Below are 23,613 nucleotides of genomic sequence, written 5' to 3'. Positions count from 1 at the left end.
TGCCCACCTTTTTCGCCGCAACCAGTACGACGGTGGGCACGCTCCGCTTTGCCACCCTAGTTCACTTGCCCACGCTACTTCACTTTCGCCGCGAGCTTCTTCATCGCGGCCTTGATCGGCGCGGCCGCATCGTCATAGCCGTCCCAGGCCTTTGAGCGCGCCAGCAATCCCGGCACGGTCCGCAGCGTGTATCGCTTCGGATCAAGGTCGCTTTTCACTTGCGTCCACGTCACCGGCATCGACACGGTCGCGCCATCGCGCGCGCGGGGCGAGAGCGGCGCCACCGCGGTCGACATGCGATCATTGCGCAAATAGTCGAGGAATATCTTTCCCTTGCGCAGCTTCTTGGACATGTTGAGCAGATAGCGCTCGGGATCGTCATCAGCCATCCATTGGCAGACGCCTTGCGCGAAGGCCTTGGCTTCCTTCCAACTCACCTTGTCGCGCGCGCCGTAGAGCAAGGGCACCACGACATGCAGGCCCTTGCCGCCGGTGGTTTTGCAGAAGCTGTCCATCCCGAGAGCGGTCAGCCGTTGCCGCATCTCCTTTGCCGCTTCGACGACCACGGCAAATTCCACGTCCGGCGCCGGATCGAGGTCGAACACCAGACGGCCCGGCGTGTCATAGGCATAGGGCGCGCAATTCCAGGGGTGCAACTCCACGCCGCCGATCTGCGCCACGGCCGCGAGCCCCTCGACCCGATCGATCTGCAGATACGGCTTGCGATCGCCGGAGACCCTTGCGAGTTCCAGAAGATTCGACGTCCCCTGCATGGCGTGGCGCTGGAAGAAGCACTCGCCCTTGATGCCATCGGGCGCGCGGATCAGCGAGCAGGGCCGTCCTTTGAGATGGACGATCATCCAGTCGCCGACGGCTTCGAGATAGCGCGCGAGATCCAGCTTGGTGACCGGCTCGCCCTCACGATCCTCGGGCCAGAGCTCCTTGTCCGGCTTGGAGATGACGACGCCCATGACCTCGGCGCTTTGGCCGTTCTGTTTCGGGGCGCTTGCGGGCTTCGCCTTCGCGCGCGACTTGGTCCGCGTGTCGGCCGAGGGCTTGGCAAGTTTAACATCGACGGGCGTTTCGGCCTCGACCTCCGCGGCCGGCTTGTCCTGCCGCAGGCCCTTGAAAGCGGCCTGACGGATGTTGCCGTCGGCGGTGAAGCCGGCGAACTCGATCTCCGCGACAAGCTCCGGCTTGAGCCAGTGCACCTCGCGGGCTTTCTTCGGCGCATTCTTGCCGCCGAATGGGCTTTGCTTCGCTTCCGCCGCCTTCAACAGCGGCATGATACGCTTCACCTTGTCGGCGCCGAAACCGGTACCGACCATGCCGACAAAGGCGAGGTGATCGCCGCGATGCACGCCGGCCATCAGTGAGCGGAATTTGCCGTTGGTGGTCTTGTAGCCGCCAATCACGACCTCATGGCCGGCCCTGCATTTCGCCTTGGTCCAGCTCTCGGTGCGGCCGGAGCGGTAGGGCGCGTCGAGCTTCTTGGACACGACTCCTTCGAGCTCGAGCTTGCAGGCGGATTGCAGCACGGCATCGCCGCCGCTCTCGAAATGCTCGACATAGCGGATTTGGGTCGATTTCCGCTTGCGCGCATCCAACAGCTCCTTGAGACGGGACTTGCGCTCGCCGAGCGGCAGGCTGCGATAGTCGAGGCTCTCGGCGAACAGGAGGTCGAAAGCAAAGAAGATGAGATCTTCGGACTGGCCGTCCGACAGCGCGGCCTGAAGCGCGGAGAAATTCGGCGCGCCGTTGTGGTCGAGCGCCACGATCTCGCCGTCGATCATCATATCCGGTAGCGCGGCCGCTTCCTTGGCAATCGCGGCGAACTTGTCGGTCCAGTCGAGGCCCTTGCGGGTCTTCAGCGCCGCCTTGCCGTCCTCGACCCGAAGCTGCACGCGATAGCCGTCGAACTTGATCTCGTGGCACCAGCCTTCGCCAGCAGGTGGGCGTTCGACCGAAGTGCAGAGCTGCGGCGCCACGAAATCCGGCATCTCCGAAACTTTTTTGGCGTTGGTAGCGGTCGCGGCTTTCTTTGCTGTCTTGGCACCCTTTAGCGCAGCGCGCGGGGCCGGCTTGACCGTGTGGCCTTTCGGCTCCTCGGTGCGATTGGACTGCCACACCGCATCGGCCTTGGCCTTGGCGCCGTTCGCGCGCATGAAAGGCTTCGGCGCGCGGCCCTTGCCCTCGGCGATCTGCTCCATCGCACGTCCGGAGGCGACCGACTTGTCTTCATCGAGAATGGTGTTGTCCTTGGCCTCTCGCGCATATTCGTCGCGGTGCTTGATCAGGAGCCAGTTGGTGCGCTTGCCGCCGCTGCGGTCATTGCGCATGCGCACCAGCACCCAGCTGCCGTGCAGCTTTTCGCCGTGCAGCGTGAACTTCAGGTCGCCCTTCTTGAAGCCGCGGTCCGGATCCTCCGCCTCCCAATAACCGCGGTCCCACAGCATCACCGTGCCGCCGCCATACTGGCCTTCCGGAATGGTGCCTTCGAAATCGCCGTAATCGAGCGGATGGTCCTCGACCTCGACGGCCAGCCGCTTGTCGTGCGGGTCGAGCGAGGGTCCTTTCGTCACCGCCCAGGACTTGAAGACGCCGTCGAACTCCAGACGAAGGTCATAATGGAGCCGCGTCGCATCGTGCTTTTGAATCACGAACCGCCGCTGGGTCGACGGCGCGACTGCCGTGGCCCCGGACGGCTCGGGCGTGATCTCGAAATCCCGCTTCTTGCGATAGGTGGAGAGGTTTCTCAGCACGGTTGATCCTGCATTCTTCCACGCTTGCCCGAGCCTATCATGGCCGGACTCGCCCCCGGAACCAAAACCCCGGAGCCCGGTTGGAGTTCCTGAAAGGCCTTGAAAACGTTGGAGAATGGAATGGCTCCCCGCGCCTATTGGAAAGGGACGCTGAAGCTCTCGCTGGTGAGCTGCCCCGTCGTACTCTACCCCGCCGCCACCGCGGCCGAGAAGACCCGGTTTCACCTGATCAACCGCGAGACCGGGAACCGGTTGAAGCAGCAGATGGTCGATTCCGAGACCGGCGACATCGTCGAGAGCGAGCAGAAGGGACGCGGCTACGAGCTGCGCAAGGGCAAATATGTCGAGATCGAGCCGGAGGAGCTCGAGGCAGTGCAGATCGAAAGCAACCATACCATCGACATCGAGAGCTTTGTGCCGAGCGAGGAGATTGATCAGCGCTACCTCAACCATCCGTATTACATCGCGCCCGACGGCAAGGCCGCGATTGATGCCTTTGCGGTGATCCGCGACGCCATGAAGGATCAGGACCGCGTCGCGCTCGCCAAGATCGTGCTCACCAACCGCGAGCATGTCATGGCGATCGAACCGCTCGGCAAGGGCCTGCTCGGCACCACGTTGCGCTATCCCTACGAGCTGCGCGACGAGGACCAGTTCTTCGACGACATCAAGAGCCCGAAGATCACCAGGGACATGGTCGATCTCGCCGGCCACATCCTCCACACCAAGGCCGCGCATTTCGACCCCGGCAAATTCAAGGACGAGTACGAGGATGCGCTGAAGGCGCTGGTGAAGCGCAAGGCGAGCGGCAAGAAGATCGAGCTTCCCGAGCCCGAGGAGCGGCCGAGCAACGTCGTCAGCCTGATGGACGCCCTGAAGCAGAGCCTGAAGGGGCGCGGCGGCGGAAAGTCCGCCAAGTCCCACCCACGCCGGGCGACCGGCCGGCAACGAGCTGCGAAGAAGACGCACCGTTCGACGGCGCGGCACCGCAAGGCGGGTTGATCAGCTCCGTCGTTGCGAGCGTAGCGACGCAATCCAGAATCTTTCCTCGGAGGGACTCTGGATTGCTTCGCTGCGCTCGCAATGACGATGTTGATGCAGGCGTGCGCCACCATCCCAGTGGTCGTGGCCGAGACAAAGCCCGGCCATGACGGATTGTCTCACGTGAACAGCTAATCCCCCGCCTTCAGCCGGTACCCGATCCCCGTCTCGGTCAGCACATATTGCGGACGCTCCGGATCGGCTTCGATCTTCTGGCGGAGCTGGCGGACATAGACCCGCAGATATTGCGCGTCGGTCAGCTCGTCCCAGAGCTCCTTGAGCAGGAAGCGATGGGTCAGCACCTTGCCGGCGTGCTGGACCAGCACGCGCAGAAGATCGTATTCCTTCGGCGACAATTTCACATCGCGCTCGCCGACCTTGACGATCCGGCGCACGAGATCGACGGAGAGATCGCCGCTGCGGAACACCGGGCGCTCGCCCTGGACCTGGAGCTGGTGCCGGAGCGCGGCGCGCAGTCGGGCCAGCAGCTCGTCCATGCCGAACGGCTTGGTCAGATAATCGTCGGCGCCGAGATCAAGTGCCTGCACCTTGCCGGCCTCGTCGCCACGGCTCGACAGCACCACGATCGGCACGGCCTCGTTGCGCGCGCGTATCGTGCGCAGCAGCTCGTGGCCCTGAATGTCGGGCAGGCCGAGATCGAGAATGATCAGCGCCGGGTCTTCACCGAGCTTTTCCAGCGCCGTCTTGCCGTTTGACGCCTCCAGGATCTCATAACCCTGCGTCGTCAGCCCCATGCGGAGCAATTTTCGGATCGGCGGCTCGTCGTCGATGACCAGAACCTTGATCGGAGCAGCGCTCATGCGGCGGTATCCAATGCCTGGGTCGGGGCCGGAACGGGCAGACGGATCGTCAGAACCGCGCCGCTGCGGTCGCCGCGGTTGGCGGCCGAGATCGTGCCCTGCATCGCCTCGACGAAGCCTCGCGAGATGGCGAGCCCGAGCCCGGTGCCGGGCCGGACATGGTCCCCCTTCTGCGCGCGATAAAATTTGTCGAACACGATCTCGAGCTCGTCGGGCGGAATGCCGTCGCCCTCGTCGGAGATCTGGAGCAGCACCTGATCTCGCTCGCGCCGGCCCTTGATCGAGATCGTGGTGTCAGGCAACGAGTATTTCGCGGCGTTGTCGAGCAAATTGAACAGCACCTGCTCGAACAGTACGGCATCTAACTGCAGCATCGGCATATCAGCCGCCAAGACCAGCTCGACCTTGTGCGCGGTCAGGATCTTGCTGGCACGCCGCAGCGCGCTGCCGACGATCTCGCCGAGATCGTGCAGCGCCGTGTTGGGCACGATGGCGCCGGATTCGAGCTTGGTCATGTCGAGCAGATTGGCGATGAAACGGTTGAGCCGCTCGGATTCGTCGATCACGGTCGCGAGCAAGTCGCGCTTCTCGCTGTCGGACAGCGCGGCGGCGAGATCGCGCATGGTGGAAGCAGCGCCCAGCACGGACGCCAGCGGCGTCTTGAGATCATGCGAGATCGAGGTCAGCAGCGCCGAGCGCAGCCGCTCGGATTCGACGGTGCGCTTGACGCGGTCCATGTCCTCGACCAGTTGCACGCGCTCGATCGCGAGCGCGCCCTGGTCGACCAGCGCGTCGAGCAGCCGGCGCTGCTCCGGCGTCAGCAGCGGACCGGTACGGTCATTGTCGATGCCGATCACCCCGATCGGGCCGCGCCCGGTCCGCATCGGCAGGAACAGCCGCTTGGCGCCTGGCAAAGTATCCGCGCCGCGGCCGGCGGAACGATCATTGCTCCAGGCCCAGTTGGCGGCGGCAAGGTCGGCCTGGTCGAGCTGGTCCTCGGGCGGATAGCCGGACTTCACCGTGAGCAGGTCGTCCTCCGGCAGCAGCAGCACGACGCGGACTTTCAGCATCAGCGCGATCTGATAGGCGGTGGCCCACAGCACGTCGTCGAGCGTGGCGGTGCCGGCGAGCTTGCGGCTGAACGCATAGAGTTGTTCGGTGGTCCTGATGCGGCCGATAGCGGAATCGGCCTGCGTCCGCACCCGCGCCGCGACATTGGAGACGATCATCGCAACCACCATGAACAGGACGAAGGCGGCGACATTGGTCGGATCGGTGATCGTGAAGGTGTAGATCGGCGGTAGGAAAAAGAAATTGTAGCACAGCGAGGCCGCGACAGTCGCGAGCAGCGACGGCCACAATCCATAACGGACCGCAACCGCCACCACCGCCGTCAGCAGCACCAGATCCACGTTCTCGATGCCGAATCGTGGCTGGATCAGCTCGGCTGCGCCGAGGCCGAGCAGCACGATGCCGAGCGCCTTGACATAGGGCAGCGGATTGAACGGCTCCGAACGGGCCGCGGTCTGCACCGCAGCCTTGGGCGCGGACTCGCCGGGCAGATCGTCGCCCGGAATGACGTGAACGCTGATATTCCCGGCGCTGCGCACCAGATCGTGCACGACGGAGCCGCGCGTCATCTCGAACCAGCGCGAGCGGCTCGACTTGCCGATCACGATCTGGGTGACGTTGTTGCCTTGCGCGAAATTGACGACATCATCGGCGATGCGGCGGCCGGCGGCAGGAATGGTCAGCGCCTCGCCACCGAGCGATTCGGCAAGCCGCAGCGTATCGGCGAGCCGGTCGCGCTCTGCGTCGGAGAGCTGGAGCGAGCGCCGCGTCTCGATCGAGACAGCGGTGAACGGCGCGTGCAGCCGGTCCGCGAGTCGCTTGGTGTAGCGCACCAGCCCGGCCGCGCGCGGGTCCTCGCTGACGCAGACGAGAATGCGCTCGCCCGCGGCCCAGGGGCCGGCGATGGCGTTCGCCTGCATGTGGGTCAGAAGCTGCTCGTCGACCCGCTCGGCCGTCCGCCGCAGCGCGAGCTCGCGCAAGGCTGTCAGGTTGCCGGGCGAGAAGTAATGCTCGAGCGCCCGCTCCGCCTGCTTGGGCACGTAGACCTTGCCCTCCTTCAGCCGCTGGATCAGATCGTCGGGCGTGAGGTCGATCAGCTCGATCCCGTCGGCGCGGTCGAACACCGAATCCGGCACGGTTTCGCGCACCCGCACATGAGTAATCTGCGCGACGACGTCGTTCAGGCTTTCGATGTGCTGGATGTTGACCGCGGTGTAGACGTCGATGCCGTTGGACAGCAACTCCTCGACATCGAGGTAACGTTTGGGGTGGCGGCAGCCGGCGGCGTTGGTGTGCGCGAGCTCGTCGACCAGCGCGATTTTCGGCCGCCGCGCGATCACGGCGTCCAGGTCCATCTCCTCGACGATCTGGCCGCGATAGTCGAGCGTCTTGCGCGGGATCACTTCCAGCCCGCGCACCAGCGCCTCGGTCTCGGCGCGGCCATGGGTCTCGACAAAGCCGACCACGACGTCGATGCCGGCCTTGCGCTTGGCGTGGGCGCTTTGCAGCATCTCGTAGGTCTTGCCGACGCCGGGAGCGGCGCCGACGAAGATCTTGAGCTTGCCGCTCGCGCTCTCCTCCCGGCGTGCTGTTTCCAGCAGCGCCTCAGGAGACGGACGTTGTTCGGGATCGCGGCGCTCTCGGACCATCAGGCCAATATAATCATTCGGTCGCCGCGGGCCTAGACCGCTATTTCGCGGTGGCGCGGTCGAGCGCAAGGTTCAGCGCCAATACGTTGACACGCGGTTCGCCAAGCAGGCCGAACAGACGGCCCTGGGTGCTGGCCGCCACGAGTTGGCTGACCTGAGCGTCCGGCAAATTTCGCGCCTTAGCCACGCGCGGCACCTGGAATTGCGCCGCCTCCGGCGAAATGTCAGGGTCGAGGCCGCTGGCCGACGTCGTGACCAGATCGACCGGGACGGCGGCATTCGGGTTCTCGGCCTTCAGCCCGTCCACATCTTCCTTCAGCCGGTCGGCCAGCGCCTTGCTGGTCGGGCCAAGATTGGAGCCGCCCGAGTTGGCGGCATTGTAAGGCGCCGGCACCGTCTTGGTCGCATCATCCGGGTCCGGCGCCAGCGTCGCCGACGGCCGGCCGTGGAAATATTTGTCATCCTTGAACTCCTGCCCGATCAGTGCCGAGCCGACGACCTTGCCGTCCTTCTCGATCAAGCTGCCTTGCGCGTGGGCGGGAAACAGCATGCCGGCAATTCCGGTCATGGCGAGCGGATAGGCCAGGCCCGTGATGGCGGTGAGCACCAGCAACAGGACGATGGCGGGGCGAATTTCTCTGAGCATGTTAGGTCTCCAGTTATTTCGTCATCTCGAGCGGAGCATCCCTGCCGTCGTTCCGGGGCGATGCGAAGCATCGAACCCGGAACCTCGAGATCCGGGCTCGCCTCTTCGAGGCACCCCGGAATGACAGAGATCTCGCTCCTCGCAATGACGCGTTAAGCCAAATGCAAAGCGGTCACCGCGAGGTCGATCGCCTTGATACCGATGAAGGGAATGGCGATACCGCCCAGCCCGTAGATCAGCAGGTTGCGGCGGAGCAGCGCGCCGGCGCCGACCGCACGATAGGCGACGCCTTTCAGCGCGAGCGGAATCAGCCCGATGATGATCAGCGCGTTGAAGATGATCGCCGACAGGATGGCGCTTTGCGGGCTCGACAGGTTCATGACATTGAGTACGTTGAGCTGCGGGTAGAACGCCAGAAACATCGCCGGGATGATCGCGAAGTATTTCGCGACGTCATTGGCGATCGAAAACGTCGTCAGCGCACCGCGCGTCATCAGGAGCTGCTTGCCGATCTCGACAACTTCGATCAGCTTGGTCGGGTTGGAATCGAGGTCGACCATGTTGCCGGCCTCGCGCGCCGCTTGCGTGCCCGTGTTCATGGCGACGCCGACATCTGCCTGCGCGAGCGCCGGCGCGTCGTTGGTGCCGTCGCCGCACATCGCGACCAGCTTGCCCTTGGCCTGTTCGTCGCGGATCAGCTTGAGCTTGTCCTCGGGCGTTGCCTGCGCCAGGAAGTCGTCGACGCCGGCTTCCGCCGCGATCGCGGCGGCCGTCATCGGGTTGTCGCCGGTAATCATGATGGTGCGGATGCCCATGCGGCGCAGCTCGGCAAAACGCTCGCGGATGCCGCCCTTGACGATGTCCTTGAGCTGGATGACGCCGAGCAGCCTGCCGTCCCTGGCGACCGCAAGCGGGGTGCCGCCGGCCTTGGCGATTTCGTCCGCAATGGCCTGAACCTCACGGCCGATATCCGAAAGGGCAGCGGGCTGAATGGCACGGGCCGCGTTGCCGGAGGCAACGGCCAGCGGTGCGCCGCCGCCGACATAGTTGAGCATCGCATCGACCGCGCCCTTACGCACCGACGAGCCGCCGGCGTCGACGCCGCTCATGCGGGTCTGCGCCGTGAACGGAATGAAGGTCGCGCCCAACTCGGCCATGTCGCGGCCGCGGATGCCGTATTTCTCCTTGGCCAGAACCACGATGGAGCGGCCCTCCGGCGTTTCGTCGGCGAGCGAAGCGAGCTGAGCCGCATCGGCAAGCTCCTGCTCGGTGACACCGCGCACGGGACGGAACGAGGTTGCCTGGCGGTTGCCGAGCGTGATCGTCCCGGTCTTGTCGAGCAGCAACGTGTCGACGTCGCCGGCGGCCTCGACGGCGCGACCGGACATCGCCAGCACGTTGAAGCGGACCAGCCGGTCCATGCCGGCAATGCCGATAGCCGAGAGCAGCGCGCCGATGGTGGTCGGGATCAGCGTCACGAATAGCGCGACCAGCACGACCACGGAGATCGAGCCGCCGGCATAAGCCGCATAGCTCGGAATCGTGACGGTGGCGAACACGAAGATAATGGTGAGGCCGGCCAGGAGGATGTTGAGCGCGATCTCGTTCGGCGTCTTCTGCCGCTCGGCGCCCTCGACCAGCTTGATCATGCGGTCGATGAAGGTCGAGCCTTGTGCCGCGGTGATGCGGACCCGGATCCAGTCGGACAGCACCTGCGTGCCGCCGGTTACCGCCGAGCGGTCGCCGCCGGATCTGCGGATCACAGGCGCGGATTCGCCGGTGATGGCGGCTTCGTTGACGGAGGCGACGCCTTCGATCACTTCGCCGTCGGAGGGAATCGTGTCGCCGGCCTCGACCACGACGATGTCGCCGACCTTGAGGGTCGTGCCCGGTACCAGTGTGAAAGCATGACCGGTACCGGTCAGAAGCTTGGCCTGGCTTTCGGTGCGGGTCTTGCGCAATGAGTCGGCCTGGGCCTTGCCGCGCCCTTCGGCCACCGCTTCGGCGAAATTGGCGAACAGCACCGTGAACCAGAGCCAGAGGATAATCTGGAAGGTGAAGCCAAGATCTGCACCGCCCGTGACGAGGTCGCGCAGGAAGATCACGGTGGTGAGCGCGGCCACGATCTCGACCACGAACATCACGGGGTTCTTGATCATCAGCCGCGGGTCGAGCTTGGCGAAGGACGCGCGGATCGCCGGTACGACGATCCGGGGATCGAGCATCGCCGAGCCGGAAGCGCGTTTTTGCAGTTTCATGGTGTCCATGGAGGTCACTCCAATCAATCAGAAGATTTGGCCGGCGTTCATCGCGAGGTGCTCGACGATGGGGCCGAGCGCGAGGGCCGGGAAGAAAGTGAGACCGCCGATGATCAGGATCACGCCGACGACGAGGCCGACGAACAGTCCGCCGGTGGTCGGGAACGTGCCGGCCGACGGCGGGATGGATTTCTTGGCGGCGAGCGAGCCGGCGATTGCCATCGCCGGGATGATCATGAAGAAGCGGCCGACGAACATCGCGCTGGCGAGCGTCAAATTGTAGAAGAAGGTGTTGCCGGTCAGCCCTGCGAAGGCCGAACCGTTGTTGCCCGTCGCCGAGGTGTAGGCGTAGAGCACCTCGGTGAAGCCGTGCGGCCCGGCATTGGCCATCGAGGCGACCGCGGGCGGATAGACCACGCCGACCGCCGTCCAGCCCAGGATCATCAGCGGCAGCACGAGAATAGCCAGCATCGCCATCTTGACCTCGCGCGCCTCGATCTTCTTGCCGACATATTCCGGCGTGCGGCCGACCATGAGCCCTGCGACGAAGATCGCGAGAATGACGAACAGCAGCATGCCGTACATCCCGGCACCGACACCGCCGACGACGATCTCGCCGAGCTCGATGTTGATCAGCGGAATCATGCCGCCGAGCGCGGTGAAGCTGTCATGCATGGCATTGACCGCGCCGCACGAGGCGGCCGTGGTGATTACCGCGAACAGCGAGGACGCGACGATGCCGAAGCGTACTTCCTTGCCTTCCATGTTGCCGCCGGTCAGGCCGAGCGCATGCATGATCGAGGTACCGCTGGCTTCCGCCCAATAGGTGACGGCGACACCGGCGACGAACAGCACGCCCATCACCGAAAGGATCGCCCAGCCCTGGCGTTGGTCGCCGACCATGCGGCCGAACACATTGGTCAGCGCCGCGCCGAGCGCGAAGATCGAGATCATCTGCACGAAGTTCGACAGTGCGGTCGGGTTCTCGAACGGGTGCGCGGCATTGGCATTGAAGAAGCCGCCGCCATTGGTGCCGAGCATCTTGATCGCGACCTGCGAGGCGACGGGGCCGACCGCGATGGTCTGCTTGGCGCCTTCAAGCGTCGTGGCCTCGACATAATCGCCGAGCGTTTGCGGCATGCCCTGCGAGACCAGGAAAAGCGTGTAGACGACACAGATCGGCAGCAGCACGTAGAGCGTGGTGCGTGTCACGTCGACCCAGAAGTTGCCGACCGTGCGCATCGAGGCGCGCGAGAAGCCGCGGATCAGGGCCACCGCGAGCGCGATGCCGGTTGCCGCCGACAGGAAGTTCTGGTGCGTCAGGCCCACCATCTGCACGAGATATGAGATCGTGCTCTCGCCGCCGTAGTTCTGCCAGTTGGTGTTGGTGATGAAGGAGATCGCGGTGTTGAAGGAGAGATCCTCAGCCGCTGCGCCCTGCCCCGCCGGATTGAACGGCAGCACGGCCTGGAGCCGCATCGTGCCGTAGATGATCAGGAAGCCCCCGATATGGAACAGCAGCATCGCAACCGTATAGGTCACCCAGTGCTGCTCGCGCTTCTCGTCGACGCCGGAGATCCAGTAGATGCCGGCCTCGATCGGACGCAGCACCGGGGACAGCAACGTCCGCTCGCCGTTGAAGACGCGTGTCATGTACCAGCCCAGCGGCTTGGTCAGCGCGACGACGAGCGCGCAGAAAAGAATGATCTGGAGCCAACCGATCACAGTCATGGCATTAACCCTTCAGGCTTGGTGTCCGGCGCGATAGCGGCATCAGCACCGCACGCAGCCGGCGTCGCGGCACCCGCCAGCAGCAATTGGAGAAGCAGCACGGTCAGAATCGCTCGGGTCGCAGCAGCGCGTAGGTGAGGTAGAACAGCAGGCCGAACGAGACGGCACCGGCGAGCGCATAATCGAAGATCATGGTCCGCTCCCTCACAGCCGTTCGCAGGCGTAGGTGTAGCCGATCGCGAGCGCGAAGAAGCCGAAGCCCAGCGCCAGCATTAGAACGTCCATCATGGGAAAACTCCTCGTTGCGCCTCTCATGCCTGGCGCAACCGCTTCTCGGGCGTCCGGCGGCCTATGCGGATGCGGAAGCGCGCTTCCACAGCAGCAGCCGGCACTTTTGACCGTGCTGAAGTGCCACCACCGACATAGGTTTTCGAGACGAGGACTATCGCGAACTTATAGGAATCTCATAAGGACGGAGCCCGGTGGCGCGGTCAGACGAGGCATGCGAGGCAATTCGCCCGTCGTCCCGGACAAGCGCAGCGAAGCGAAAGCGCAGATCCGGGACCCATAACCACAGGATCTTGTTTGGCGAAGGCTCGGGGTTGAGAGCTTGGCGCAACAACTTCTCCCTGGGGGGAATGGGTCCCGCCCTTCGCCGGGACGACAGTGAGGTGTCGGCAGCGCATTGCGTCCCTCACCGCCCCATCCCCAGCACTTATGAAATCCCTATATCTTCCGCCCCTTCCCCGTCTCGTTTTCAAATGCCCCTCCCGCCATCCTGGAGAGGCCGGCCGACTGACCGACGCCCAATCCGGGAAGCCTGACATGATCGCCGCTCTCCGCCACTACGATCCACCCTCGCTCAACGATCGCTTGCGCAACGTGCAGGCGATGACGCGGCCGTTGCTGCTCGAGATCATCGACAAGGCGTGTCGCCGCCTCCCCTCGCTCGCACAGAGCGAACGCACCGCGCGCCTCGCGCGTCTGATCGATGCCGAGGCCTGGGCCGATGCCGCGCTGGCACTGATGGAGCTTGAACTACCGCTGTGGCAGGTCCGCCGCATCGCCTATGACGAGGGCGAATGGCATTGCGCGATTTCGCGCGAACGCGAATTGCCGGATTGGCTCGACGCCGCGGTCGAGGCCCGCCACGCCGATCTTGCGCTCGCATTGCTGTCGGCTTTCATCGAAGTCCAGGCGTTGGCCATGGACGCGCCGCGGCCGAGCGTTCCCTCCGTACGTCCGGCGCCGGACCCGCTCTACGAGCCGGTCGCCTGCGATAATTTCGGCTAGATCAGGCGGGCGCTTATGACGTTGCTATATGACAGAACCGCCGCTCGTCTCGCATTCCTATGCCGCAGCGCTCATCATACGGAACAGACTAGCGGCGGCCGAAACGGCCGCTGGAGAGACGAAGGACACTCCTAAAATGTCGATGCTTACACATGGTTTTGAACGGCCCTTTAGCTGGGCGGAACGGCCGGCGTGGATCTCGAACGCGCGTCAGGCCCAGCTCAAGCGCGTCGTGCTGCGCGTGCTGGCCGTGCTCTCAATGGGTAGCGTGCTCGCCGGGCTCATCGCGCTGAAAACCGCGATCTTCGTCTGGCATCTCCCCGCCTGAGGGCACCCGTGCCCGTCATGACCCTGCACATGTGTGAGGAGGCGGCCATGGCCGCGATTGCTGTTCAAGCTGCCCGTCGCCGGCCTGAGGCCCCGCAGGCGCACGCGGCAATGCTCAAGCCGCTCGATCCCGATGTCGTCAGCGCCTCCATTCCCGCGTTCTTCATCGGCCGCAACAAGGCCGGCCTCTGGGTCGCGCGCGAGGCGAACGGACGCATCGGCGGTGTCTTCCTGTTGAAGAGCTCCGCGGTCGATTTCGCAAACCATCAGAGCGAGCCGGTGCGTTGCGCGTTGGTGTTCCCCACTGAATCCTTCGAGCTCGACCTCGAGAACGGGGGCAATCCGCTGATCGTGCTGGCTGCACGATTGTTGGAGGGAGCCAAGCAGCTCTTGGCACGCGTGATCACACGGCAGCGGACATGATCGAGCTGAAGATCGCCATGATGGTCGCGCTGATCGGCTTGCTGCTCCTCGGCAGGCGTATCACCGCAGAGCCCGCCTCGGACACCTAAAATGCAACTCCTGAAGGAAAATCTCGAGCACGCGGTCACCACGACCATCCTGACCATGACGTTGAGCCTGGTCTGGGGCTCGATCCTGACGATCGTCATCACCCTCGTGGCGCGCGGGCTCGGGGTCTAGCAGGGGCGGTCGACCGCGAATTGAGCATCGCCTGCCCGCAGGGCGAGCAACAGGGCGCGAACCGCAGGCCTCGCCAAGGCCGCATATCCCGCGGAAAAACCTCGGCCGATCTGGCGCAGTTTCGCGGAACCGTGTAGAGCGGCTTCATGAGCACCAACAACGTCAACGTCGTCGCCCACCCCCTGGTCCAGCACAAGCTTTCGCTGATGCGGGAGAAGGATCGCTCGACCAAGAGCTTTCGCGAGATGCTGAACGAGATCGGGATGCTGCTTGGCTACGAGGTGACGCGCGACCTGCCGCTGGAGCTGGTCGAGATCGAGACGCCGATCTCGCCGATGCAGGCGCCGAAGATCGCCGGCAAGAAGCTTACGCTGGCGCCGATCCTGCGCGCCGGCGTCGGCTTTCTCGATGGCATGCTGGCACTGATGCCGTCGGCGCGCATCGCCCATATCGGGCTGTACCGCGACCCCGAAACATTGCAGGCCGTGGAATATTACTTCAAGGCGCCGCAGGATTTGTCCGACCGTACCGTGATCCTGATGGATCCGATGCTGGCGACCGGCAATTCGGCCTGCGCCGGCGCCTCCCTGCTCAAGGACCGCGGCGCCCGCGACATCCGCTTCGTTTGCCTTCTCGCCGCCCCCGAAGGCATCGCGAAGTTCCAGAGCGAGCATGCCGACGTGCCGATCTGGACCGCTGCGATCGACGAGCGGCTCAACGATCACGGCTACATCGTGCCGGGTCTCGGCGATGCCGGCGACCGGATGTTCGGCACCAAGTAGACAGGTTCGCGCGGTCGGGTTACTCCGATTGCCATGCGCGCCGACGATTTTTCACTGCATTCGCTGATCGGGCCGGAGACCGCCGTCCACCCCGCTTTCGTGTTCGACGGCACGCCCGTCTCGCGCGCGGAATTTTCCCTGAAGGTCGAGCAGACTGCGACCTGGCTTGCCGCGCTCGGCATCGGGAAGGGCGATGTCGTCGCGGTCTGGCTGGTCAACCGGGTCGAGTGGATCGCCCTGCTGTTTGCCGCCGCTCGTCTCGGTGTAGTCATAGCCGCCGTCAACACGCGCTATCGCAGCGCCGAAGTCGTTCATCTCCTGAAGCTGTCCGGCGCGAAGCTGCTGGTGCTGGAGCCTGCCTTTCGCACCATCGATTTCGCGGCCATTCTCGCCGACATCGCCACCACCGATGTCCCTGCGCTCCGACAGCTTGCGGTGCTCGGCGCGGATGCAATTCCCGCGCACTGGCCTTACGTGCGCTTTGACGCGTTTGAGAAATCCTATCCGGTTGTGCCGCCAGCTCCGGAGGACGTCGAACTCCCCGTGCTGCTCTACACAACGTCAGGCACCACCAAGGGACCAAAACTGGTCGCGCATTCGCAGAGGACGCTGGCCACGCATGCCGCGTCGGTGGCCAAGGCGCTCAAGCTTGATCCGCGAAAACATTCGCTGCTCGCCATGCTGCCGTTCTGCGGCACTTTCGGCATGACCGGCCTGCTCGCATGCCTGGCCGCCGGCGTGACCGTCCACGTGCTCGACGCCTTCGAGGCGGCTTCGGCGCTGGCTATCCTGAGCAAGCACAAGATCACGCACAGCTTCGGCTCCGACGAGATGTTCCGCCGCACCCTTGCCCTCACCGATGCGCCACGCCCGTTTCCGCATCTCGAACTGTTCGGCTTCGCTGCGTTTCAGCCAGGCTGGCGCGAGCTTGCCGCTGCGGCTGAGGCGCGCGGCGTGCCACTGTACGGCCTCTACGGCTCGAGCGAGGTGCAGGCGCTGTTCTCGATCGGCCGCGCAAGCGACGGCTTTGCCGATCGCATCGAGGGCGGCGGCTGGCCGATGTCACCGCGGGCCAATGTGCGCGTGCGCGACACCGAAACCGGCGCGCTTGCAGCCGACGGCGTCTCCGGCGAAATCGAGATCAGCGCGCCATCGTGTTTCCTCGGCTATTTCAACAACCCGGAGGCAACGCGCGACGCCCTCACCGCGGACGGCTTCTTCCGCACCGGCGATATCGGCCGTCTGCGCGGCGACGGCTCCTTCGTCTACGAGACCCGCGCAGGCGACGCCATGCGGCTCGGCGGTTTTCTGGTTGCGCCGGGCGAGATCGAGGATGAGCTCAAATCCTGCACCGGCGTTGCCGATGCCCAGGTCGTCGCGGTCGATCTGAAGGGGCAGGCCCGCTGCGTCGCTTTCGTGATCCCGGCCCGGGAGCCACAACAAGCAACGCCGCAGCAGGACGCGCTCACCGCGCAATTGCGCGAACGGCTCGCGGGCTACAAGATCCCGGCGCGGATCTATGTTGTCGACGCCTTCCCCGTTACCGACAGCGCCAATGGTGTCAAAATCCAGCGCGCCCAGCTCCGCGCCATGGCGCTGGAATGGATCGCCGCCGAATAGGCTCGGCCAACTCGGGATAGCTCGCGAGGTTTGTCTCCGACCAAACTGTCGCCTAGTACGACTTGGCGAGGCCCAACACTTTCTCCGCGATGAAGCTGAGCGCGAGCTGCGGGCTGACTGGTGCAATGCGCGGGATCAAGACTTCGCGCAAATAGCGCTCGACGTGAAACTCCTTGGCGTAACCGAAACCGCCATGGGTCATGACGGCCTGCTCGCAGGCATGGTATCCGGCTTCGCCCGCGAGATATTTCGCGGCGTTCGCGCCGGCGCCACAGGGCAAGCCCATATCATATTGCCAGGCCGCCGACATCACCATCAGCCAGGCGGCCTCGAGCTCGACCCAGTTCACCGCAAGCGGATGCTGGACGCCTTGATTTTTGCCGATCGGCCGATTGAACACGACGCGCGTCTTGGCGTATTCGGTCGCGCGCGACAGCGCGAGCTTGCCGAGGCCGACGGCTTCCGCCGCGATCAGGATGCGCTCGGGGTTCATGCCTTCGAGAATGTACTGGAAGCCCTTGCCCTCTTCGCCGATGCGATCCTCCATCGGGATCTCGAAATCCTCGAAGAACAGCTCGTTGGAATCGACGGCCTTGCGACCCATCTTGTCGATCTCGTGGACCTTGATCTTGTTGCGGTCGAAATCCGTATAGAACAGGCTTAAGCCGTGCGTCGGCGAGCGCACCTCCTCCAGCGGCGTGGTGCGGGCCAGCAGCAGGATCTTGTGCGCGACCTGGGCGGTCGAGATCCAGACCTTCTGGCCGTTGACGATGTAACGGTCGTTCTTGGCGACCGCACGGGTCTTGAGCTGCGTGGTGTTGAGGCCGGTGTTGGGTTCGGTGACGGCGAAGCAGGCCTTCTCGCGGCCCTCGACCATCGGCGGCAGCATGCGCTTGCGCTGCTCCTCAGTGCCGAACACGACGACGGGGTTGAGCCCGAACACGTTGATGTGCACCGCGGACGCACCCGACATGCCCGCGCCGGATTCCGCGATCGTGCGCATCATGATCGCCGCTTCGGTGATGCCGAGGCCCGAGCCGCCATAGGCTTCCGGCACGCAGATGCCGAGCCAGCCCGCATCGGCCAGCGCCTTGTGGAAATCATGCGGGAAGCCGCCATCGTGATCCCTCTTCAGCCAATAGGCATCGTCAAAGCCCTCGCAGATCTTGGCGATGGCGTCGCGAATGGCTTCCTGCTGATCGGTGAGCGCGAAATCCATGCTGTTGATCTCCCTGATCGGAGCCGCGACGGCCGAAGGCGGCGGCATATATGCCTTGGGCAGCTTTGTGCGCGCCGCCCGGCTGATAATCGATATTCCGTATGCCAGCAACGCAGAACTGGCGGGACGCGGGGCAGGCCTGTCGGTGAGACCAGCGCATCGCAGGGCCGTATCTTCCGACGCCGGCCCGCCCTAGCATGGAACTTGCATAAATTCTGGGCGACATGGACGCCGCATGAACCTCATCAGTCTCGATATCCGCATGCTGCGGTCGCTGATCTCGGTGGTCGAGACCGGCAGCATCACCGAGACCGCGCGACGGCTGGGCCGCACCCAGCCGGCGATCACGTTGCAATTGCAGCGGCTGGAGGAGCTCACCGGCAAGCTGTTGTTCGAGCATGTCGGCCGACGGCTGATGCTGACCGACGACGGCACCACGGTTCTCACCTACGCCAAATCCATCCTGCGGTTGCATGACGAGCTGATTTCGCAGCTGGCCTCGCAGGAGATCGAGGGTCAGGTCGTGCTCGGCACGCCGGACCTCTATGCGGCCTTCATGCTGCCCTCGATCCTGAGCGTATTCCGAAAGTCCTTTCCACGCGTCCAGGTCGAGCTCAACTGCGCGCTGTCGACGCCGCTGGTCGGTCTCGTCAAGCGCGGCGACGTCGACATCGCGCTCGTCACCCGCATGAACGATTTCACCGGCGGCCAGGTGGTGCGGCGGGAGCAGCTGGTCTGGATGACCGGTGAGCAGTCCGCCGCGCACCAGGAACGCCCGATTCCGCTGGCGCTGCTGCCGCCGGGCAACATCTATCGCGACTATGCGATCGATACGCTGGAGCGCGCCAATTTGCGCTGGCGCATCGCCTGCGTCAGTGAAAGCGTAGGCGGGCTCCAGGCCGCCGCGTTTGCCGGCATGGCCGTCACGGTGCTCGGGCGCAGCGCGCTGGTGCCGGCGATGCGCGAGATCGGCCCGAACGAGGGCCTGCCACCGCTGCCGAAGATCGAGCTCCTGCTCTACAAGTCGAGCGGCGCCACCTCAAAAAGCCGCGACCGCGCTCCATGACTACCTCGCCCACTATCTGCGGCTGGACGAAGAGCTCAGCGGCATGGGCGTGCCGATCGAGTTGTCGTGAGCGGCAACCTTAAGCTCGCGAACATCTTGACAGCGACGAGTGGCGGTTGATCAGGGATATCCAGGGCGGGTTCGATCACCGGGCGACATGAGCTGTCCGGTGGTTGGGGGTCGCAGGGCGTCGAGCCCCGACCGTTGCTGAGATCAGCTCTGCTGCGATCGCGTTAGCGCACCACGCGATTGCCCCCTGCAAACGCATGGCCCGGATCGAGCGCCGGAGCTACTCGCACGACGACGCTGAGGGGCGCGCCATTGCGCAGCAGCGCAAGCTTCACATCCTCGCCAACCCGGGTCAGGCCGATCGTGTTGCGGAGCTGCGCGGCGGTTCGGATCGGGTGGCCGTCCGCCGCCGTCACGATGTCGCCCTTGCGCAGGCCTGCCTTTTCCGCCGGCGAATCCGCGGCAATTTCGGCGATGGCGGCGCCTTCCTTGCGTCCGTTGTTGGCGGACGGATGCACCTCCTTTAGCGAAACGCCGATGCGGCCGCGCTCGACCCGGCCGTTTGCGATGATCTGTTCCATCACTTTGCGTGCCATGTTGACGGGAATGGCAAAGCCGATGCCGACATTGCCGCCGGCGGGCGAGATGATCGCCGAATTGATGCCGATCAGTTCGCCGCGCAGGCTCACCAAGGCTCCGCCGGAATTGCCGGGATTGATCGCCGCATCGGTCTGGATGAAATCTTCGTAGCCTTGCTTGCCGAGGCCGGTCCGGCCGAGGGCGCTGACGAGCCCTGACGTCACGGTCTGGCCGAGACCGAAGGGATTGCCGATCGCGAGCACGAAATCGCCGACTTCGAGCGCGTCGCTGTCGCCGAGCGGAAGCGCCTTGAGGCCCGTCGGGTTCTGGATCTGGAGCACGGCGACGTCGGTGGGCGGATCGCGACCGACGACCTTCGCGGAAAATTGCCGACCGTCCTTGGTCGTGATCTGGACGGCGGAGGTGCCTTCGACCACGTGGTTGTTGGTCAGCACGTAGCCGCTGCGGGCATCGACGATCACGCCGGAGCCCGTCGCACTGACTTCCTTCTCGATCTGTTTTGGGACGTCGAAGAACTCGCGGAACAGCGGATCGCGATAGAGCGGATTGTCCTCGCGTACGCGGCCGTGCACGGAGATGTTGACCACTGCCGGCGTCACCTGGCGAACCAGCGGCGCCAAGGTCGGCACCGAGCCGCCCGTCTTCATATCCGGGATCTGGCCTGCGGCAGGATGCGACGCCGTGAGCGTCAGCACCAGCACGGCAAGTGAAAGCCAACGCACCGCATACGTCTTCATGACCTGTCGCATCGCCTGAGGTTGAAATTCGAGAGCCGCTTCACGCGTGGCCGCGCGGCGTGTCCATCCAGCCTTGCAAGGCCAGGAACGGGACGGCGAAGGCCGCAGAGACTTGCCCGAGCAGCACCAGAGCCAGAACGGTCTGCGTGAGCATCATGCGCCTCGCCGGTCCGCGGCGGCCCAGGGCCGCCGCAGGCGCATCGGGACACCGCCGCCGCGCGGCGGGTCGTCGTCATTGTCGCCGTCGAGCCGGCGCAGCGCCGCGAGAATATCGGCGAGCCGGACGGTATGGCTCATGCCGGGAATGTCGCGCAACGCGGGACAGGACTCGACCGCGTACATATCGGACGCCCAGGACGACAGGATGATCCGCTTCTCCGGCGCAGACAGCTCTTCTGCGTTCAGGACATCGGCGGGCGAGTCGTAATGGGCCGCTGGGTGAAACAGTGGACTGAGGTTGCCGGAATTCGTGTTCACGTTTGTCATCGCATGTGCCTCCCCTAACGCTCCTTTCGAAGGGACGGTTGATGGTTGGATGGCGGCGAGCACCGCCGCCATCCCTGTTCGTGCTAGTGCGTGTTGATCACGATACGCTTGACGCTTTCCCGCGCCTTGTCGGATTTCGGCAGCGACACGGTCAGGACGCCGTTCTTGAACGACGCCTCGGCCTTGTCTTCCTCGACGTCTTGCAGCGGGATTTGCCGCTCGAAGGCGCCGTAGTAGCGCTCGGTAAAATACCTGCCTTCACCGTTGCGCTCGGCTTTCTTCTCGCCGCGCAGGGTGAGGACGCCGTTGGCGACTTCGACGTCGACGTCCTTCTCCGTCAGTCCCGGAAGTTCGGCCGTGACGGTCAGCACCTTGTCGGTCTCGCTGAGTTCGACCTTGGGCCAGCCGAAGCGGCCCTCCATCATCGGCGACAAATTGCTTCCGGCAAAGCCGCGAAACACGTCGTCGAACAGACGGTTCATCTCGCGATGAAGCGTCAGGAACGGATCGAAGCTGTCGCGGACCGGCGCAAGCTCCTGGCCCCTCGACCAGGGAATGAGATCACGAAAAGCCATGGTTCTCTCTCCTTCACGCATCCGGAGCGCGGCGCGGACATCCGAGCGCCGCGCTCCGCCAATCCCTCGATCGGCCGCTTAGGCCGCTTTCTTCTGCTCGATCTGGGATGCAGGAGAGGTCGCGCCCGCGATCTGGATCCGGCGCGGCTTCATGGCTTCGGGGACCTCACGGACCAGGTCGACGATCAGGAGGCCGTCCTGGAAGGAGGCCTGCTTCACCTGGACATAGTCGGCGAGGTTGAACACGCGCCGGAACGGACGCGCAGCAATGCCGTGGTAGAGATATTCGCGCGCAGCATCGTCGGGCTTGCGACCCTCGATCGTCAGCGCGTTCTGTTCGGCGGTCACGGTAATGTCGTTGACGCCGAAACCGGCCACGGCGAGGCTGATCCGGTAGTGGTCTTCGCCGGAGCGCTCGATGTTATAGGGCGGGTAATTGTCCTCGGTCGTCTGGCGCAGCGTGCTGTCGACGAGGTCGGCCAGATGATCGAAGCCGATGGTGGAGCGCCACAGCGGCGCGAAGTCGAATGTGGTCCTCATAACCAAGTCCTCCAAAGAGCAAGATGGATACGAAGGAACGCAGGACAGAGGTCTCAGACAGTCTCCGAAGACGCCGGTCCAGCGCCCGTGCCAAGCCCTCTCGGGCGCCCGGCACACCGCTCTCGCGGCGAAAAATGAATTAGAAGAACGGAAACTGGTTTCAAGAGGGGATCGGAAAAAATTTTTCGGGCGTCGGGGCGGGGCCGGCAAGCCGGCGGCCAATCGGTTCCGGGCCGGGTTGGGTTCACGCCTTCGCCCGCGCCCGATCCGGTTCGCGCGAGGCCAGCGGGGGCCAGAAGTTCGACCAGGGCTGCGCCGCTTCGAATGCCGCGGCGATGCGGAAGATCGTCGGCTCGTCGAGCCAGGGCGCCACGATCTGCAGCCCGATCGGCAGGCCGTCGCGATCAAAGCCGCAGGGCAGCGTCGCGGCCGGAAGGCCAACGAGGTTGATCGGCCAGGTGAACGGCGACCAGCCGAGATGCGGATCGACAATGCTGCCGTCGATCCGGTCGACGCCGATCCGGCCCGCCTCGAACGCGGTCACCGCGACCGTCGGCGTCACCAGCGCATCGACGCGCTCGAACAGTTTCAGGAACGCGTTGCGCGCCTGGCCGCGCCGGTAGCCGGCCTCGACATAGTCCGTGCCGCTGTAGCGACGGCCCGCGCTGACGACGTCGCGATAATCCGCTTCCGAGCTCGCGAGATCGACCGTCGTCTTGCCGGCGACCGCTGCCGCTTGCTCTGTAAAGGCGATCGGCTTCAGCGTGTGCTCGAGAATGCCGGGATCGAGCCCCGGCCCATCGATGGTGACTTGCGCGCCGCAGGAATCGAGAATGGCGAGCGCCTTGCTGAACGCCGCGCGCACGTCGGCGCTGATCGGGGCGTAGCCGAGATCGGCGCTCGCGCCGATGCGAAGGTCATTCAATGGGCCCGCCTTCGTATCGAAGCGGCGCGGCGGCACCGGCAGGCTCGCCGGATCGCGCAGATCGTAAGCAGCGATGATCTCCAGCGCCAGCGCGGCATCCGCGACCGTGCGCGTGATCGGCCCGGTATGCGCGAGCGAGGCCCAGGACGGCGGCGAGAATCCGGGCGAGCGCGGCACCAGGCCGAAAGTCGGCTTCAACCCGAACACGCCGCAGAACGACGAAGGCACGCGGATCGAACCGACCCCGTCGGTGCCGATCGCGATCGGGCCGCAGCCCGCGGCGACGCCCGCCGCCGCTCCGCCGCTCGACCCGCCGCTGGTGCGAGCGGGATTCCAGGGGTTTCGCGTCGTGCCGGTGACGGGACTATCGGCGGTCAACTTGTAGCCGGACTCGCAGGTCGTGGTCTTGCAGGTGACGATTGCGCCGGAGGCCTTCAGCGCCGACACCACGGCGGCATCGACCTCGGGCACGAACGCATTGTTCATGGGCGAGCCGCCATAGGCCGGCACGCCTGCCACGAACACCAGGTCCTTGATTGTGACGGGCACACCCGCGAGCGGCCCCTTGGCCTCGCCCGCTCGCATCTCCCGGGTGACACGATCGGCCTCCGCCCTCGCCTGCTCGTACATCGGCGTCACCACCGCATTGCAGGCCTCATTCGTCGCCTCGAGCGCGGCGATGGTGTCGTCGATGACATCGCGCGGAGTGAACGCCTTGCGCCGGTAACCGGCGATGATCTCGGTTGCCGAGAGCGCACCAAGGCCAGTCGGCGCCGGCGGGAAGGCCGTTCGGCCGGAACCATTCGTCATCAT

The 23,613-nt window shown here is 64.9% G+C and carries 22 protein-coding genes; 9 read left to right on the top strand and 13 right to left on the bottom strand.

Annotation, left to right across the window (positions count from 1 at the left end):
* Nucleotides 1-74: 74 nt before the first annotated feature.
* Nucleotides 75-2,762: a DNA ligase D gene (gene ligD / locus AB8Z38_RS32070; protein ID WP_369721594.1), complete on the bottom strand. Its 2,688-nt coding sequence runs from the start codon at nucleotides 2,760-2,762 to the stop codon at nucleotides 75-77.
* A 120-nt stretch (nucleotides 2,763-2,882) separates the two neighbouring features.
* Between ligD and AB8Z38_RS32065 the strand changes: the two genes are divergently transcribed.
* Nucleotides 2,883-3,764, top strand: coding sequence for a Ku protein (locus AB8Z38_RS32065; RefSeq protein WP_369721593.1), 882 nt, complete (start codon nucleotides 2,883-2,885; stop codon nucleotides 3,762-3,764).
* Between the two features lie 170 nt (nucleotides 3,765-3,934).
* Here AB8Z38_RS32065 and AB8Z38_RS32060 read toward each other — a convergent pair whose 3' ends face one another.
* From AB8Z38_RS32060 to AB8Z38_RS32035, 6 genes are all read right to left on the bottom strand, one after another.
* Nucleotides 3,935-4,624: a response regulator gene (locus tag AB8Z38_RS32060; protein ID WP_369721592.1), complete on the bottom strand. Its 690-nt coding sequence runs from the start codon at nucleotides 4,622-4,624 to the stop codon at nucleotides 3,935-3,937.
* Nucleotides 4,621-7,344: a DUF4118 domain-containing protein gene (locus AB8Z38_RS32055; RefSeq protein WP_369721591.1), complete on the bottom strand. Its 2,724-nt coding sequence runs from the start codon at nucleotides 7,342-7,344 to the stop codon at nucleotides 4,621-4,623. Before AB8Z38_RS32055 ends, AB8Z38_RS32060 begins: the two co-directional genes overlap by 4 nt.
* Before the next feature lie 40 nt (nucleotides 7,345-7,384).
* Complete coding sequence (locus AB8Z38_RS32050; RefSeq protein WP_369721590.1) at nucleotides 7,385-7,990, bottom strand: K(+)-transporting ATPase subunit C; 606 nt, start codon at nucleotides 7,988-7,990, stop codon at nucleotides 7,385-7,387.
* A gap of 152 nt (nucleotides 7,991-8,142) precedes the next feature.
* Nucleotides 8,143-10,257, bottom strand: a complete 2,115-nt coding sequence (gene kdpB / locus AB8Z38_RS32045; RefSeq protein ID WP_369721589.1) for a potassium-transporting ATPase subunit KdpB — start codon at nucleotides 10,255-10,257, stop codon at nucleotides 8,143-8,145.
* 18 nt (nucleotides 10,258-10,275) lie between these two features.
* Nucleotides 10,276-11,979 carry a potassium-transporting ATPase subunit KdpA gene (kdpA, locus tag AB8Z38_RS32040; protein WP_369721588.1) on the bottom strand — a complete coding sequence of 568 codons (1,704 nt, stop codon included), beginning with the start codon at nucleotides 11,977-11,979 and terminating at the stop codon, nucleotides 10,276-10,278.
* A 103-nt stretch (nucleotides 11,980-12,082) separates the two neighbouring features.
* Nucleotides 12,083-12,172, bottom strand: a complete 90-nt coding sequence (locus tag AB8Z38_RS32035) for a K(+)-transporting ATPase subunit F (RefSeq protein WP_038965694.1) — start codon at nucleotides 12,170-12,172, stop codon at nucleotides 12,083-12,085.
* A 632-nt stretch (nucleotides 12,173-12,804) separates the two neighbouring features.
* On the opposite strand from AB8Z38_RS32035, the gene AB8Z38_RS32030 reads away from it, so the two are divergent.
* The 6 genes from AB8Z38_RS32030 to AB8Z38_RS32005 all read left to right on the top strand — a co-directional run bounded on the left by AB8Z38_RS32030 (nucleotide 12,805) and on the right by AB8Z38_RS32005 (nucleotide 16,643).
* On the top strand, nucleotides 12,805-13,272 hold the full coding sequence (locus AB8Z38_RS32030) for a hypothetical protein (protein ID WP_369721587.1): 468 nt from the start codon (nucleotides 12,805-12,807) through the stop codon (nucleotides 13,270-13,272).
* Nucleotides 13,273-13,408: 136 nt separating this feature from the next.
* Entirely contained in the window at nucleotides 13,409-13,600 is a 192-nt protein-coding gene (locus AB8Z38_RS32025; protein WP_369721586.1) for a hypothetical protein, read from the top strand.
* A 47-nt stretch (nucleotides 13,601-13,647) separates the two neighbouring features.
* Nucleotides 13,648-14,022: a hypothetical protein gene (locus AB8Z38_RS32020; protein ID WP_369721585.1), complete on the top strand. Its 375-nt coding sequence runs from the start codon at nucleotides 13,648-13,650 to the stop codon at nucleotides 14,020-14,022.
* A gap of 90 nt (nucleotides 14,023-14,112) precedes the next feature.
* Nucleotides 14,113-14,241 (top strand): hypothetical protein, encoded by a 129-nt coding sequence (locus AB8Z38_RS32015; RefSeq protein WP_369721584.1) that lies wholly within the window; start codon nucleotides 14,113-14,115, stop codon nucleotides 14,239-14,241.
* Nucleotides 14,242-14,387: 146 nt separating this feature from the next.
* On the top strand, nucleotides 14,388-15,023 hold the full coding sequence (upp, locus tag AB8Z38_RS32010) for a uracil phosphoribosyltransferase (protein ID WP_369721583.1): 636 nt from the start codon (nucleotides 14,388-14,390) through the stop codon (nucleotides 15,021-15,023).
* A gap of 33 nt (nucleotides 15,024-15,056) precedes the next feature.
* Entirely contained in the window at nucleotides 15,057-16,643 is a 1,587-nt protein-coding gene (locus AB8Z38_RS32005) for an AMP-binding protein (RefSeq protein WP_369721582.1), read from the top strand.
* A 52-nt stretch (nucleotides 16,644-16,695) separates the two neighbouring features.
* Here the strand turns inward: AB8Z38_RS32005 and AB8Z38_RS32000 are convergent, their stop codons facing one another.
* On the bottom strand, nucleotides 16,696-17,862 hold the full coding sequence (locus AB8Z38_RS32000; protein ID WP_369721581.1) for an acyl-CoA dehydrogenase family protein: 1,167 nt from the start codon (nucleotides 17,860-17,862) through the stop codon (nucleotides 16,696-16,698).
* Between AB8Z38_RS32000 and AB8Z38_RS31995 the strand changes: the two genes are divergently transcribed.
* Both AB8Z38_RS31995 and AB8Z38_RS31990 read left to right on the top strand, forming a co-directional pair.
* On the top strand, nucleotides 17,861-18,058 hold the full coding sequence (locus tag AB8Z38_RS31995) for a hypothetical protein (RefSeq protein WP_369721580.1): 198 nt from the start codon (nucleotides 17,861-17,863) through the stop codon (nucleotides 18,056-18,058). The two genes, AB8Z38_RS32000 and AB8Z38_RS31995, sit on opposite strands and share 2 nt — an antisense overlap.
* A gap of 39 nt (nucleotides 18,059-18,097) precedes the next feature.
* Nucleotides 18,098-18,928, top strand: a complete 831-nt coding sequence (locus AB8Z38_RS31990; protein ID WP_369721579.1) for a LysR substrate-binding domain-containing protein — start codon at nucleotides 18,098-18,100, stop codon at nucleotides 18,926-18,928.
* 233 nt (nucleotides 18,929-19,161) lie between these two features.
* On the opposite strand, the gene AB8Z38_RS31985 is transcribed toward AB8Z38_RS31990, so the two are convergent.
* The 5 genes from AB8Z38_RS31985 to AB8Z38_RS31965 all read right to left on the bottom strand — a co-directional run bounded on the left by AB8Z38_RS31985 (nucleotide 19,162) and on the right by AB8Z38_RS31965 (nucleotide 23,610).
* Entirely contained in the window at nucleotides 19,162-20,274 is a 1,113-nt protein-coding gene (locus tag AB8Z38_RS31985) for a trypsin-like peptidase domain-containing protein (RefSeq protein ID WP_369721578.1), read from the bottom strand.
* Between the two features lie 153 nt (nucleotides 20,275-20,427).
* Complete coding sequence (locus AB8Z38_RS31980) at nucleotides 20,428-20,760, bottom strand: hypothetical protein (protein ID WP_369721577.1); 333 nt, start codon at nucleotides 20,758-20,760, stop codon at nucleotides 20,428-20,430.
* Between the two features lie 83 nt (nucleotides 20,761-20,843).
* Complete coding sequence (locus tag AB8Z38_RS31975; protein ID WP_369721576.1) at nucleotides 20,844-21,335, bottom strand: Hsp20/alpha crystallin family protein; 492 nt, start codon at nucleotides 21,333-21,335, stop codon at nucleotides 20,844-20,846.
* A 78-nt stretch (nucleotides 21,336-21,413) separates the two neighbouring features.
* A complete protein-coding gene (locus tag AB8Z38_RS31970) occupies nucleotides 21,414-21,875 on the bottom strand; it encodes an Hsp20 family protein (RefSeq protein ID WP_369721575.1) in 462 nt (153 codons plus the stop codon).
* Between the two features lie 244 nt (nucleotides 21,876-22,119).
* A complete protein-coding gene (locus tag AB8Z38_RS31965) occupies nucleotides 22,120-23,610 on the bottom strand; it encodes an amidase (RefSeq protein ID WP_369721574.1) in 1,491 nt (496 codons plus the stop codon).
* Nucleotides 23,611-23,613: the final 3 nt, after the last annotated feature.

The sequence above is a fragment of the Bradyrhizobium sp. LLZ17 genome (genome assembly GCF_041200145.1).
GTDB lineage: Bacteria > Pseudomonadota > Alphaproteobacteria > Rhizobiales > Xanthobacteraceae > Bradyrhizobium.
This window is presented reverse-complemented; position numbering and strand designations above follow the sequence as displayed.